Origin of the sequence: Bradyrhizobium manausense (genome assembly GCF_018129685.1) — a bacterium.
GTDB classification, from domain to species: Bacteria; Pseudomonadota; Alphaproteobacteria; order Rhizobiales; family Xanthobacteraceae; genus Bradyrhizobium; species Bradyrhizobium manausense_D.
Window position 1 is genome coordinate 1,156,172 of sequence record NZ_JAFCLG010000001.1, and the last position, 12,779, is coordinate 1,168,950.

Below are 12,779 nucleotides of genomic sequence, written 5' to 3' on the forward strand. Positions count from 1 at the left end.
GACCATGCAACTCGAATACTTCCAAATGATCGATCGCATCGTCGACCTCAAGGTCGACGAGAAGACGATCGTCGTCGAGGCCCATGTGCCCAAGGAGAGCCCTGTCTTCGAGGGGCATTTCCCGGGTTATCCCCTGATGCCCGGCGTGCTGCTGATCGAATCCATGGCACAGGCCTCGGGCTTTCTCCTGCTTGGCGTCCTCAAGTTCGAGCGCATGCCGATTCTTGCTGCCGTGAAGGAAGCCAAGGTGCGCGGCTCGGTGTTTCCCGGCGACCTCATGACGCTCGAGGCGAGCATCGCCCATGAAGGCTCGGGCTATGCGATGACCGAGGCGAAGATTCGGGTTGGCGGCAAGCTGCGTGCGAATTCGGCCCTCACCTTCACGCTGATCCCCTTCCCCAATTCGGATATGCGCGGATACATGGACGCGGTCGCACAACGCGTCGGCTTTCCGCAACAGGCCGTCTCGCCATGACTGACACTGCTTCGAAGCCCGGCCAGACGGAAGTCTGGATCACCGGCATTGGTCTTGCCACCTCGCTCGGCGAAGGGCTCGACGCCAACTGGGCCGCGCTCCAGGAAAAGCGCATCAATGTCGACGAGAAGGGCTTTGCGCCCTTCATCGTGCACCCGCTGCTGCCTGTGACCTTCGACAGCCAGATCCCCAAGAAGGGCGACCAGCGCCAGATGGAAGCCTGGCAGCGCATCGGCGTCTATGCCGCGGGCCTCGCGCTCGACTCGGCCGGCATCAAGGGCAACAAGGACATCCTGTCGAAGATCGACATGGTGGTCGCCGCCGGCGGTGGCGAGCGCGACCTCAACGTCGACACGGGCGTGCTGAACGCCGAAGCCAAGGGCGCCAATGCGCCCGGCTTCCTCAACGAGCGGCTGATGAGCGACCTCAGGCCGACGTTGTTCTTGGCCCAGCTCTCCAATCTGCTCGCCGGCAACATTGCCATCGTCAACGGTCTCGGCGGCACCTCACGCACCTTCATGGGCGAAGAGGTTGCGGGCGCCGATGCGCTGCGCATCGCGCTGTCGCGCATCGCCTCGGGCGAGAGCGACATTGCGCTGGTCGGCGGCTCGCATAATGGCGAGCGCAAGGACCTCCTGGTGCTCTACGAGTTCGGCGACTTCAATCTGAAGAACAAGTTCGTCCCCGTCTGGGCTCGCAAGGACCACGCCGGCTTCGCGCTCGGCTCGGCCGGCGCCTTCCTGGTGCTGGAATCCAGGGCTCATGCCGAGGCGCGCGGCGCCAAGCCGTACGCAAAGCTGTCGAGCGTCGTGACTGATCTGGCCCGCCGCAAGCAGGGCGGCGACATGGAAGCCACGCTCGAGAAACTGTGGGACAAGCTGCCGAAGCGCGCCGGCAAGGGCGCGATCATTTCGGGCGCAACCGGTGCCGAGCCGGCGACGTCCGAGGAGCGCGACTTCCTAAAGAAGCACGCGGACTTCCCGGTGCGCGCCACCGGTACGATGTTCGGCCACACCATGGAGACGCAGTTTCCGCTCGGAATTGCGCTCGCGGCGCTCTCGATCTCGCGTGGCGCGCTGTTTCCGCCGAACGATTCGACCGGAACCGAGATTGAAATGCAGGGTGCTCCCACCCAGATTGTCGTGGTGGGAGCCGGACATTGGCGCGGCGAAGGCATGGCGCTGGTCGAGGCCGTTTAGCGAGCTCTATCGGGGGACACATGACTGCACCACGCGACAAACTCGGACGTCCCGTCGTCGTCGTCACGGGCATGGGCATCATGACCTCGCTCGGCGCCGGCAAGGCCGACAATTGGTCGAAACTGGTCGCAGGTGAATCCGGCATCCGCACCATCACGCGCTTTCCGGTCGACGGCCTGAAGACCACGATGGCCGGCACGGTCGATTTCGTCAGCGTCGATCCGTTTTCCTCCACTGGCCTGTCCGAGCGCATGGCTGAACTCGTCACCCAGGAAGCGCTGGAGCAGGCCGGCATCGGCGCCAAGGCCGATTTCCCGGGTCCGCTCTTTCTGGCGGTCGCGCCGGTCGAGGTCGAGTGGCCGCAGCGGCGCGAGCTTGGCCGCGCCGTCGGCGCCGAGGATTTCACTTACGACGATCTGCTGCGCATCTCCGGCGGCGGCAAGTACAGCGCATTTCATCACCGCTTCATGTTCGGCTCGGTCGCAGCCCACCTCGCCGAGACCTTTGGTACCAAGGGCTCGCCGATTTCGCTGTCGACGGCCTGCGCATCCGGCGCAACCTCGATCCAGCTCGGCGTCGAGGCGATCCGCCGCGGCGAGACGGACGCGGCGCTCTGCGTCGCCACCGACGGCACGGTGAATCCGGAAGCGCTGGTGCGCTTCTCGCTGCTGTCGGCGCTGTCGACCCAGAACGATCCGCCTCAGGCAGCCTCCCGCCCCTTCTCCAAGAACCGCGACGGCTTCGTCATGGCCGAAGGCGCCGGCGCCCTCGTGCTCGAAAGCTATGAGGCGGCCACCGCGCGCGGCGCAAAGATCCTGGGTGTGATCGCCGGCTGCGGCGAGCTCACCGACTCGTTCCATCGCACCCGCTCGTCTCCCGATGGCAAGCCGATCATCGGCTGCATGAACAAGACGCTGGCCGATGCCGGCATGACGCCGGACCAGATCGACCACATCAACGCGCACGGCACTGCGACGCCCGAGAACGACAAGATGGAGTTCAACACGACCTCGGCCGTGTTCGGCGATCTCGCGCAGAAGATCCCGGTCACCTCGAACAAGTCGATGGTCGGCCACACCATCTCGGCCGCGGGCGCGGTCGAGGCGATCTTCTCCCTGCTCACGCTCGAGCATCAGCGCATTCCGCCGACCATCAACTATGAGACACCGGATCCGACGATCCTGTTCAACGTGGTCGGCAACAAGGCGCGCGATGCGCGCGTCACGGCCGTGATGTCGAATTCGTTCGGCTTCGGCGGCCAGAACGCCTCGCTGATCCTGACCCGCGAACCGGCCTGACCGGGCGCATGGCGCTGATTTCTATCGGCACCAAGATTCGCGCGCGCAATGCAGCGAAATCGATCGGCGGCAGCCTGATTGGCGCGGCCACCGTCGGCATGCTGAAGACCACGCGCTATTTCGATCCGGTCAAGACGTCGGACTTTTTCGCCCGCGTCACCAAGGCCATTGGCCCGCGCCTGCGCGAGCATCGCATCGGCCGCGCCAATCTCACCGCGGCGTTTCCGGAGAAATCGCCGGACGAGATCGAAGAGATCCTGATGGGCGTGTGGGACAATCTCGGCCGCGTCGGCGCCGAATTCGCCCATATGGACCACGTCTGGGACTACGATCGCGCGCATCCGGAGCGCAGCCGCATCGAATTGCCCGCGCGCACCGTCGAATTGCATGACCAGCTCAGGGACGACGGCAAGCCGGCGCTGATCTTCGCCGCGCACCTGGCCAATTGGGAATTGCCGGCACTCGCCGCCGTCGCGCACGGGCTCGACACCGCGATCCTCTACCGCCGTCCGAACATCGCCTCCGCCGACCGCATCATCCAGCAGATGCGTCAGGTCAACATGGGCACGCTGATCCCCGCGGGGCGCGATGCACCCTTGCGGCTCGGACAGGCGCTGCAGGACGGCAAGCACGTCGCCATGCTGGTCGACCAGTATCTGACCGGCGGCGTCGAGGTCACCTTCTTCGGCCGCAAGACCCGCGCCAACCCGATGCTGGCCCGCCTGCTCCGCCAGGTCGAGTGCCCCATCCACGGCGTGCGCGTCATCCGTCTCCCCAACTTCCGCTTCCGCACCGAGCTCACGGAAGCGATCCCGCCGGTGCGCGACGCCGACGGCAAGATCGACGTCCAGGGCACCACGCAGGCGATCACCAATGTGGTGGAAGGCTGGGTGCGCGAACATCCCGAGCAGTGGCTGTGGCTGCACCGCAGGTGGCGGTAGCGCCGGGCTCGAGACTTTGCGCACGGGCGTCGATTTGACCAAGTCGCGTCACGACTTAGGCGCGATCAGCGCAGCCAGTCCGTGCGTCGCGGCTCTACTGTGCATGGGGTTGTTTTGCGGATTTGAGTTGCGGGATCAGTCTTCCGACCGACCGCGGCCCCGCTACCGCCCCGTCTTCACCTTGGTCCACAGCCGGTTGATGACGCGCTGGGTGGCCGGATCACGCGCCGTGATGACGAACAGCTTTGCGAGCGTCGCCTCGTCCGGATAGATGTTCTTGTCGTTGAGTATCTTCGGATCGACCAGCTTCTGGCTGGCGAGGTTGCCGTTGGCGTAGGACAGGAAGTCCGAGTTCTTGGCGGCGACGTCGGGGCGGTAGAGATAGTTGATCAGCTCGTAGGCTTCCTTGACGTTCTTCGCATCCGCAGGGATCGCGAGATTGTCGAAGAACATCTGCGCACCCTCCTTCGGAATGGCATAGCCGATCTCGACACCGCTCTTGGCCTCGGCCGCGCGGGCGCGGGCCTGCATGATGTCGCCGGACCAGCCGACGACAAAGCAGATCTCGCCGGTCGCCAGTGCGCTCAGATATTCGGAGGAGTGAAACTTGCGCACGAAGGGCCGAACCTTGGCGACGATTTCGGCGGCCTTCTCCAGGTCGGCCTGCTTGGTCGAGTTCGGATCGAGCCCGAGCCAGCTCAGCGCCGCCGGAAAGATATCGTCGGCGGAGTCGAGCATGTGGACGCCGCAGTCCTTGAACTTCGCCAAATTCTCCGGCTTGAAGACGATGTCCCAGCTGTCGATCTTCGCGTCAGCCCCCAGGATCTGCCTGACCTTGGCGACGTTGTAGCCGATGCCCGTCGTGCCCCACATGTAGTTCGCGGCGAACGCGTTGCCGGGATCGTAGGTCGCGAGATTCTTCGTCACCATCGGCCAGGCATTGGCGAGGTTCGGCAGCTTGTCCTTGTCGAGCTTCTGGAAGATGTTCGCCTTGATCTGGCGCTGCAGGAAATAGGCGGTGGGCACCACGACGTCGTAGCCGGACTTGCCGGCCATCAGGCGCGTCTCCAGCGTCTCGTTGGCATCGAACGTGTCGTAGACCACCTTGATGCCGGTCTCCCTCGTGAAGGCCTCAAGGACGTCGGGCGCCATGTAGTTCGACCAGTTGTAGAAGTTGACGACCCGCTCCTCGGCCCCGGCGGGGGCAGAAAGCAACGTCAGCGCGGCGGCGATTGCAAAACCCAGGCAAAACCTGTTGCGGCTGACGTTCGTCATTTTCATCTACCTCTTTCGAGCCCGTATCGCGTCCGACAGCCGCTCCAGCGCGGTGTCGAGCGTCTGGTCCTTCTTGGCAAAGCAGAACCGCACCACCGAGGTCACGGGGTCCTGCTCGTAGAACGCCGAGACCGGGATGGCTGCGACCTTGTAGTCCTTCACGATCCGCCAGCAGAACTCGGCATCGCTCTCGTTCAGCCCGAGCGGCGACAGGTCGACGGTGAGGAAGTAGGTGCCCTGCGACTTCAGCACGGGAAAGCCGAGGCTCTCCAGCCCCCTGGTCAGGCGGTCCCTGCTCCGCGTCAGATCCTTGCGCATCGACAGGAAATACTCGTCGGGCTTGCCGAGGCCGTAGGCGACGGCGGCCTGCAGGTTCGGCGCGGTGGTGAAGGTCAGGAACTGGTGCACCTTGGCCGCGACGCGCAGCAAGGGCGGCGCGGCGCAGACGAAGCCGATCTTCCAGCCCGTGAGCGAGAAAATCTTGCCGGCCGAGCCGACCTTGATGGTGCGCTCGCGCATGCCGGGGATGGTGATCAGCGGGATGTGCTTGTGCTGGTCGAAAGTGACGTGCTCCCAGACCTCGTCGCATATCGCGATGACGTCGAACTGCTGGCAGTAGCGCGCCAGGAGTTCGAGATCCTCGCGCGGATAGACCACCGCACTGGGATTCAAGGGGTTGTTGAACAGCACCGCCTTGGTCTTTGAATTGAAGACGCTTTTCAGCATGTCCTCATTCAGTCGCCAGCCCGGCGGCTCGAGCCGCACAAGGCGCGGAATGCCGCCGGCCTGGCGGATGATCGGCAGATAGGAATCGTAGACCGGCTGGAAGCAGACGACCTCGTCGCCGGGCTGCACCACCGCGAGGATCGCCGAGGTCAGCGCCTCGGTGCCGCCTGATGTCACCATCACCTCGCTCATCGGATCGAGCGTGAGCCCGTGCCAATGGCCGTAATGGGTTGCAATCGCCTGGCGCAGCTCCGGGATGCCCATCATCGACGGATACTGGTTGTAGCCGTTGAGCGAGGCGTCGGCCGCGGCGCGGCGGATGTCCTCGGGGCCGGGATCGTCGGGGAAGCCCTGGCCGAGATTGATCGCGGCATTGTCGCGCGCGGCCTGCGACATCGCCTCGAAGATGGTGACGGGAAGGTCGGCGAAGACCTTGTTCAGCGATGAGCTCTTGGTCGTCATCGCCGGCTTAGCCGCCGACCTTGCTGGGAAGCCCCGCCGCCTTCCAACCGAGCATGCCGCCGGCCAGATGCTTGTCGTAAGGCAGGCCCGCGGCCTGGGCGGCGAGCGAGGCGGTCACCGAGCGCTTGCCCGAGCGGCAGGCGAACACGACCTGCTTGCCTTCCGGATCAGGGATCGCTTTGGGATCGAAGGTCGAGAGCGGCACGACCACGCCATAGGGGTAGGCCTCGGCCTCGACCTCGTTGGGCTCGCGGACGTCGACGAGCAGATAGCGGCCCTCCGCGACACCCTTGGAAACCTCCTGGGGGGTCAGATCCTGTACTTGATTTGCCACTTCATCCTCCAACGCCGCAGGTCGCCCGCCGGGCGATCCCGGCCGGCGCGCAACCTCGCCTCTCGGCATGCGAAAATCAAGCGCTACAAAGGCTTGAGCTGCCTTGCGCAAGTTAAAGCTAAATCGCAGCGACTTGAAGTGCGGCTTTGAATCCCGCCCCTAGATCGTCGGCTTAGATCGTGACTTGCGTGCCGACCTCGACGACGCGCCCCGAAGGGATCTGGAAATAGTCGGTGGCATCGTTCGCGGAGCGGCTGAGCGAGATGAACAGCCGGTCCTGCCAGCGCGGCATGCCGGAATGGGCAGCGGGCTTGAGAGCCCTGCGCGACAGGAAGAACGAGGTCGACATGATGTCGAACTGCCAGCCGAGCTTGCGGGCGATCGCCAGCGCCTTCGGCACGTTGGGCGATTCCATGAAGCCGAATTTGAGCGTGACCTTGGAGAAGGTCGGGCTGATCGCCTCCAGCTTCACCCGCTCGGCCGGATCGATGCGCGGGGTCTGCGCGGTCTCGATGGTGAGAATGACATTCTTCTCGTGAAGCACCTTGTAGTGTTTCAGACTATGCATCAGCGCGGTCGGCGCGCTCAGGGGATCGCTGGTCAGGAACACCGCGGTTCCCGGCACCCGCTGCGGCGGCCGCTTTTCCAGCATCGCCACGAGGTCGGCGAGCGGGAATTCCAGCTTGCGCGACTTCTCGAACAGCAGCCGGCTGCCGCGCCGCCACGTGTACATCATGATGATCATCAGCGAGCCGAGTGCGAGCGGCACCCAGCCGCCCTCGAACACCTTGAGAAGATTCGCAGCGAGGAAGGTCAGGTCGAGGAACAGGAATGGCGCGATCAACGCGGCGGCCCCCAGCGGCGACCACTTCCAGGCCTTCCAGATCACGACAAAGCCCATCATGCCAGTCACCACCATGGTGCCGGTCACGGCGATGCCGTAGGCGGACGCCAGTGCGCTCGAGGAGCGGAACAGCAGCACCATCATGATCACGGCCACCAGCAGCAGCTGGTTGATGCGCGGGATGAAGATCTGGCCGGAATGGGCTTCAGATGTATGGCGAATTTCAAAGCGCGGCAGCAGCCCTAGCTGAATCGCCTGGCGCGTCAGCGAATAGGCACCGGTGATGACGGCCTGGCTGGCGATGACGGTCGCGGCCGTAGCCAGCACGACCATGCTGCCGCGAACAAGGCCTTGCGGGAAGAGCTGGAAGAACGGGCTCTCGATCGCGGCGGGATCGCCGAGGACGAGCGCGCCCTGCCCCAGATAGTTCAGCGCCAGCGACGGCAGCACGATGAACAGCCAGGCGGTCTGGATCGGCCGCTTGCCGAAATGGCCGAGGTCGGCATAAAGGGCCTCGGCGCCAGTGACGGCCAGGAACACCGCACCCAGCGTGACGAAGCCGATGATGCCGTGGTGGAGCATGAACGACACAGCATAGAACGGGTTCAGCGCGAGCAGCACTTGCGGCTGCTGAACGATCGGGCCGATCGAAAAAGCCGCGATGACGGCGAACCAGATGCACATCACCGGTCCAAAGAACGCCGCGACGCGGGCCGTACCGCGCGATTGCGCGGCAAACAGGAAGACCAGGATCAGCACGGTCAGCGGAACGATGTAAGGCTCGAACCGCAGCGTGACGTCCTTCATGCCTTCGAGCGCCGACAGCACCGAAACTGCCGGCGTGATCACCGCATCGCCGTAGAACAGGGCGCCGGAGATGATGCCGAGCATGACGATGGTCGCCCCGCCGGTGCCGACCGCGCGCTGGGCGAGCGCCATCAGCGCCAGCGTGCCGCCCTCGCCGTTATTGTCGGCGCGCAGGAGGATCACGACGTATTTGAGCGTCACCACGATGATCAGCGCCCACAGGATCAGGGACACCACGCCGAGGACGGCCATGGGCGTCGGCGCGCCTTCTGCACCGGATGCCGCCGTTACCGCCTCGCGGAACGCGTAGAGCGGGCTGGTGCCGATGTCGCCATAGACTACGCCGATGCTGCCAAGCGTCAGCGCGCCGAACCCGGCGGTGGTGTGGGCGTCGCCATGCCCATTGGTCGCCGCCGTTTCCGGGGCGGGAACTGCTACGTCACTTGTCATGGGAGAGCCTGGTGGCCTCTAAAAATGCTTCACTGCACAACGGCTGAAGAGAGCGCGCGGCTTATAGTCCTGCGCTGCCGGCATAGCCTAGCCCGATTCTGGGCCCTTGGCATGCAAAATTAGCATGGGTCCGGCTTTGCCCCCAATCGACCCCTAGATGGTGACTTGGGTTCCGACTTCAACCACGCGGCCGGTCGGAATCTGGAAATAGTCGGTCGCATCGTTCGCAGACCGGCTGAGCGCGATGAACAGATGATCTTGCCAGAGCGGCATACCGGACTGCGCTGACGCCTTCAGCGATCGTCGCGACACGAAGAACGACGTCGACATGATGTCGAACTGCCAGCCCTGCTTGCGCGCAATCGCCAGCGCCTTGGGCACGTTCGGCTGCTCCATGAAGCCGAAGCGCAAGCGGACCTTGGAGAACTTCTCGCTGATCTTCTCCATCTTGAAGCGCTCCGAGAGATCGACACGCGGTGTATGCGCTGTCTCGATGGTCAGGATCACGTTGTGCTCGTGAAGCACCTTGTTGTGCTTGAGATTGTGCAACAGTGCGGTCGGCACGAAGGCGGGATCGCTGGTAAGGAACACCGCGGTCCCCTTGACGATGTGCGGCGGCCGCTTCTCCAGGCTGCGGATCAGATCGTCCAGCGGCACCTCGATCCGGCGCGTCTTCTGGATCAGGATCCCCGAACCGCGCCGCCAGGTCCAGATCGTCCCAGCCATCGCCGCACCAAACAGCAGCGGGACCCAGGCGCCTTCGAGCAGCTTCAGCAAATTGGCGCTGAAGAAGGTGATATCGACCATGACGAGGGGCAGGATCACGGCCGCCGCGGCCGCGGCCTTCCAGTTCCACAATTTCCAGATCACCACAAAACCCATGATGCCGTCGGCGACCATGGTGGTGGAGACTGCGATGCCGTAGGCCGACGCCAGATTGCTGGGCGTATGGAACAACAGCACCAGCAGCATCACGCCGATCAGCAGCAATCGGTTGACGCGGGGCAGATAGATCTGCCCCGCATGTGTCTCGGAGGTGTAGCGCACCTCGAAGCGCGGCAAGAGGCCAAGCTGCACCGCCTGATGGACCAGCGAATAGGCGCCCGTTATCACCGCCTGGCTCGCAATGACGGTGGCCGCAGTCGCAAGCCCCACCAGCGGCAGCACCAGATGCTCGGGCACCATGCGGTAGAACGAATGCTCGATCGCGCTCGGGTCAGACAGCACCAGCGCGCCCTGCCCGAAATAATTGATCAGCAGCGCCGGCAGCACGAAGAACATCCATGCCGACTGGATCGGCTTGCGGCCGAAATGACCGAGATCGGCGTAGAGCGCTTCGCCGCCGGTCACGGAGAGGAAGACCGCCCCTAACGTCACGAGGCCGATCGTGCCGTGGGACAGCAGGAATTGCAGCGCGTAATAGGGATTGATCGCGGCCAGCACCGACGGATCGTCGGCGATGTGGATGACGCCCAGCACCGCCAGGACAGTGAACCAGATCACCATCACAGGTCCAAAGGCCGAGGCCACCAGCGCGGTGCCCTTGCTCTGCACCGCAAACAGCAGCACCAGGATCAGCACTGTGAGCGGCACGACATAATGCTCGAATGCCGGCGTCGCGAGTTTGAGGCCGTCGACCGCCGACAGCACCGAGATCGCCGGCGTGATCATGGAATCACCGATGAACATCGAGGCGCCAACCACGCCAAGCGCAAGCAGCGGCCAGCTCCGCCGTCCCAGCGCGCGCTGTCCGAGCGCCATCAGGGAGAGCGTGCCGCCCTCCCCGTTATTGTCGGCGCGCAGGAGCAGCAGGACGTATTTGGCGGTGACGACGATCAAGAGCGCCCACAGGATCAGCGACAGCACGCCGAGCACCATCGACGGCGTCACCGGCGCACCATGGGCCGCACCTCTCACCGCCTCATGAAACGCGTAGAGCGGCGAGGTGCCGATGTCGCCGAAGACGACGCCGATGCTCCCGAGCGTGAGGGACCAAAAGCCTGAGGTGACCGGCCCATCCCGGGTCTCGGTCGATGTGATGCTCGCCGTCATGAGGGTGAAAAACGCTTCGTCCCTGGAATTGATCCGGCGCCTTTCGGCGCTTCGGCGCGCCGGTCAATCGGCGGCTACCATAGCATGCGCCAGCCACGTTGGTCGCCGTCGTGGCGGACATTCCAGGTAAAATGGTAGCGCAGAGAGATTAGGGCTTCAAGTTCGGCGGCAGCGGCGGATCTTCGCGCATCAAGGTGATGGTCACGCGGCGGTTCGCGGCGAGCGACGGATCGTCCGGGAACAGCGGCTGGGTATCCGCCTTGCCGGAAACAGCGAAGATGTGCGACGGCGGCAGGCCCTCGCGTTCGAGGATCTGGCGCACGGCGTTGGCGCGATCGGCCGACAGGTCGAAGGCGCCGTAGTCGCTCCGGGTCGGCACGAAGCCCGCCGCGGTATGGCCCGCGATGGAGACGCGCAGAGGGGTCGCCTTGAGCGGAACCGCCAGCTTCTCGATCAGCCGACGGGTGCGATCATAAGGCACCTTGGAGCCGTCCGCGAACATCGAGCGGCCGTCCTGGTCGACGATCTCGAGATTGAGGCCCTGCTTGGTTTCCTCGAACATGATGTGCTTGGACATCTCGGTGAGTTCCGGCATGTCCTGCAGCGCCTGGCGCAGCGAGGCGGCGGCCAGTGCAAAATTGCGATCGATCTTCATCTTCGCGCCCTGCGTGCGGTCGCGATCCTCCTGGTCCGGCGTCGGCGTGTTGGAGGATTCCTCAGGCTGGATATGGTCGACGTTCTTCAGCCGCGCGCGGGTCGGCAGGCCGTCGGACTCGATGATGCCGGCGTAGCGCGCCTCGCTCTGGACGCCGAAGGCCTCGCGCATCGAGCCTGCGACGATCTTCAGCTTGTTCGCATCCTGGGTGGAGAACGCGACGAGCATCACGAAAAACGCCAGCAGCAACGCCATCAGATCGGCAAACGTCACGAACCAGCCGTGGCCGCCGTGTGCTTCCTCGCGTTTCTTCTTTGCCATGGGTCAGATCCCGGCGTCCAGCGTTACGCCGGAACCGGCTCACCTTCGGCGTGACGGTGCTTCTCGGGCAGATAAGCCAGCAACATTTCGCGCACCAGAGTCGGGCTTTTGGAGTCGCGGATCATCAGAATGCCGTCGATGATCAGCGTACGATTGGTTTCCTCGTCGATCAGCTTGCCATGCAGCTTGTCGGCGATCGGAAGACAGAGCAGGTTCGCGACGAGCGCACCGTAGAGTGTCGCCAGCAGCGCGGTCGCCATGAATGGGCCGAGCTTCGATGGATCCGACATGTTCGAGAACATCTGCACCATGCCGATCAGCGTTCCGATCATGCCGAACGCGGGCGCGCAGTCGCCGACGGCGCGGTAGATCTTGCTGCCTTCATTGAGATGCAGCAGAAAATTGTCGCGGTCGCGTTCGAGATTGTCCCTGATGAAATCGAGGTCGTAACCGTCGGCGACATAGCGGATGCCCTTGGCGAGGAACGGCTCGTCGGTCTCGACCTTTTCCAGGCCGACCGGGCCCTGCTTGCGGGCGATCTCGGCAATGCGGGCAAGCTCATCGACCAGGTCGTGCGCCGACAGCCGGCTCATCGTAAAGGCGAACTTCATGCCGAGCGGCAGGCCGTGGGCCAGCACCGAGAGCGGAAAACGGATCATGGTCGCGGCGGCCGAGCCGCCGAAGATGATGATCGCAGCATGATCGCTCATGAACATGCCGATATCGCCGCCCAGAAACACCATCGTCGCGATGACGATCATACCCGCCACGAGGCCGGCGCCCGTCATGATATCCATGGGAGTCTCCAAAGCGAACGCAACAACGGCCGTCCTGGCCGGTGGCACGGTCCAACCCCGAACCGCATTGGAAACCCTAGAGGGCCGCCCTTAAAGCCGCGTAAAGGTTAAGTTCAGCCAGCGCGACCGAGTGGCGCAACGCG

General features: G+C 64.3%; 11 protein-coding genes. 4 read left to right on the forward strand and 7 right to left on the reverse strand.

The genetic code is table 11. The features are described 5' to 3' along the window. Positions 1-4: 4 nt before the first annotated feature. The 4 genes from JQ621_RS05735 to JQ621_RS05750 are packed head-to-tail and all read left to right on the forward strand — an operon-like array spanning position 5 to position 3,913. Positions 5-475: a 3-hydroxyacyl-ACP dehydratase FabZ family protein gene (locus JQ621_RS05735; RefSeq protein ID WP_212233407.1), complete on the forward strand. Its 471-nt coding sequence runs from the start codon at positions 5-7 to the stop codon at positions 473-475. Next, positions 472-1,674, forward strand: coding sequence for a beta-ketoacyl-ACP synthase (locus JQ621_RS05740; protein WP_212233408.1), 1,203 nt, complete (start codon positions 472-474; stop codon positions 1,672-1,674). Before JQ621_RS05735 ends, JQ621_RS05740 begins: the two co-directional genes overlap by 4 nt. Positions 1,675-1,694: 20 nt before the next feature. Then, a complete protein-coding gene (locus JQ621_RS05745; RefSeq protein WP_212233409.1) occupies positions 1,695-2,972 on the forward strand; it encodes a beta-ketoacyl-ACP synthase in 1,278 nt (425 codons plus the stop codon). An 8-nt stretch (positions 2,973-2,980) separates the two neighbouring features. Next, positions 2,981-3,913, forward strand: a complete 933-nt coding sequence (locus JQ621_RS05750; RefSeq protein ID WP_212233410.1) for a lipid A biosynthesis lauroyl acyltransferase — start codon at positions 2,981-2,983, stop codon at positions 3,911-3,913. Positions 3,914-4,075: 162 nt separating this feature from the next. On the opposite strand, the gene JQ621_RS05755 is transcribed toward JQ621_RS05750, so the two are convergent. The 7 genes from JQ621_RS05755 to JQ621_RS05785 form a co-directional block, all read right to left on the reverse strand. Continuing rightward, on the reverse strand, positions 4,076-5,188 hold the full coding sequence (locus JQ621_RS05755) for a polyamine ABC transporter substrate-binding protein (protein WP_212233411.1): 1,113 nt from the start codon (positions 5,186-5,188) through the stop codon (positions 4,076-4,078). 6 nt (positions 5,189-5,194) lie between these two features. Next, complete coding sequence (locus tag JQ621_RS05760; protein WP_212233412.1) at positions 5,195-6,376, reverse strand: aminotransferase; 1,182 nt, start codon at positions 6,374-6,376, stop codon at positions 5,195-5,197. Positions 6,377-6,383: 7 nt separating this feature from the next. Next, positions 6,384-6,710 carry a rhodanese-like domain-containing protein gene (locus tag JQ621_RS05765; protein ID WP_212233413.1) on the reverse strand — a complete coding sequence of 109 codons (327 nt, stop codon included), beginning with the start codon at positions 6,708-6,710 and terminating at the stop codon, positions 6,384-6,386. Positions 6,711-6,882: 172 nt separating this feature from the next. Beyond that, positions 6,883-8,811, reverse strand: coding sequence for a potassium transporter Kup (locus JQ621_RS05770; RefSeq protein WP_212233414.1), 1,929 nt, complete (start codon positions 8,809-8,811; stop codon positions 6,883-6,885). Positions 8,812-8,964: 153 nt separating this feature from the next. Next, positions 8,965-10,863, reverse strand: a complete 1,899-nt coding sequence (locus JQ621_RS05775; protein WP_212233415.1) for a potassium transporter Kup — start codon at positions 10,861-10,863, stop codon at positions 8,965-8,967. Between the two features lie 148 nt (positions 10,864-11,011). Continuing rightward, on the reverse strand, positions 11,012-11,839 hold the full coding sequence (locus JQ621_RS05780) for an OmpA/MotB family protein (RefSeq protein ID WP_212233416.1): 828 nt from the start codon (positions 11,837-11,839) through the stop codon (positions 11,012-11,014). Between the two features lie 23 nt (positions 11,840-11,862). Then, positions 11,863-12,636 (reverse strand): motility protein A, encoded by a 774-nt coding sequence (locus tag JQ621_RS05785; RefSeq protein ID WP_212233417.1) that lies wholly within the window; start codon positions 12,634-12,636, stop codon positions 11,863-11,865. Positions 12,637-12,779: the final 143 nt, after the last annotated feature.

What these genes read in the sequence shown, in the direction of transcription:
- JQ621_RS05785 (WP_212233417.1), bottom strand. Translation starts at nt 12,636, where the DNA reads ATGGATATCATGACGGGCGCCGGCCTCGTGGCGGGTATGATCGTCATC.
- JQ621_RS05775 (WP_212233415.1), bottom strand. Translation starts at nt 10,863, where the DNA reads ATGACGGCGAGCATCACATCGACCGAGACCCGGGATGGGCCGGTCACC.
- JQ621_RS05755 (WP_212233411.1), bottom strand. Translation starts at nt 5,188, where the DNA reads ATGACGAACGTCAGCCGCAACAGGTTTTGCCTGGGTTTTGCAATCGCC.
- JQ621_RS05780 (WP_212233416.1), bottom strand. Translation starts at nt 11,839, where the DNA reads ATGGCAAAGAAGAAACGCGAGGAAGCACACGGCGGCCACGGCTGGTTC.
- JQ621_RS05770 (WP_212233414.1), bottom strand. Translation starts at nt 8,811, where the DNA reads ATGACAAGTGACGTAGCAGTTCCCGCCCCGGAAACGGCGGCGACCAAT.
- JQ621_RS05735 (WP_212233407.1), top strand. Translation starts at nt 5, where the DNA reads ATGCAACTCGAATACTTCCAAATGATCGATCGCATCGTCGACCTCAAG.
- JQ621_RS05740 (WP_212233408.1), top strand. Translation starts at nt 472, where the DNA reads ATGACTGACACTGCTTCGAAGCCCGGCCAGACGGAAGTCTGGATCACC.
- JQ621_RS05745 (WP_212233409.1), top strand. Translation starts at nt 1,695, where the DNA reads ATGACTGCACCACGCGACAAACTCGGACGTCCCGTCGTCGTCGTCACG.
- JQ621_RS05750 (WP_212233410.1), top strand. Translation starts at nt 2,981, where the DNA reads ATGGCGCTGATTTCTATCGGCACCAAGATTCGCGCGCGCAATGCAGCG.
- JQ621_RS05760 (WP_212233412.1), bottom strand. Translation starts at nt 6,376, where the DNA reads ATGACGACCAAGAGCTCATCGCTGAACAAGGTCTTCGCCGACCTTCCC.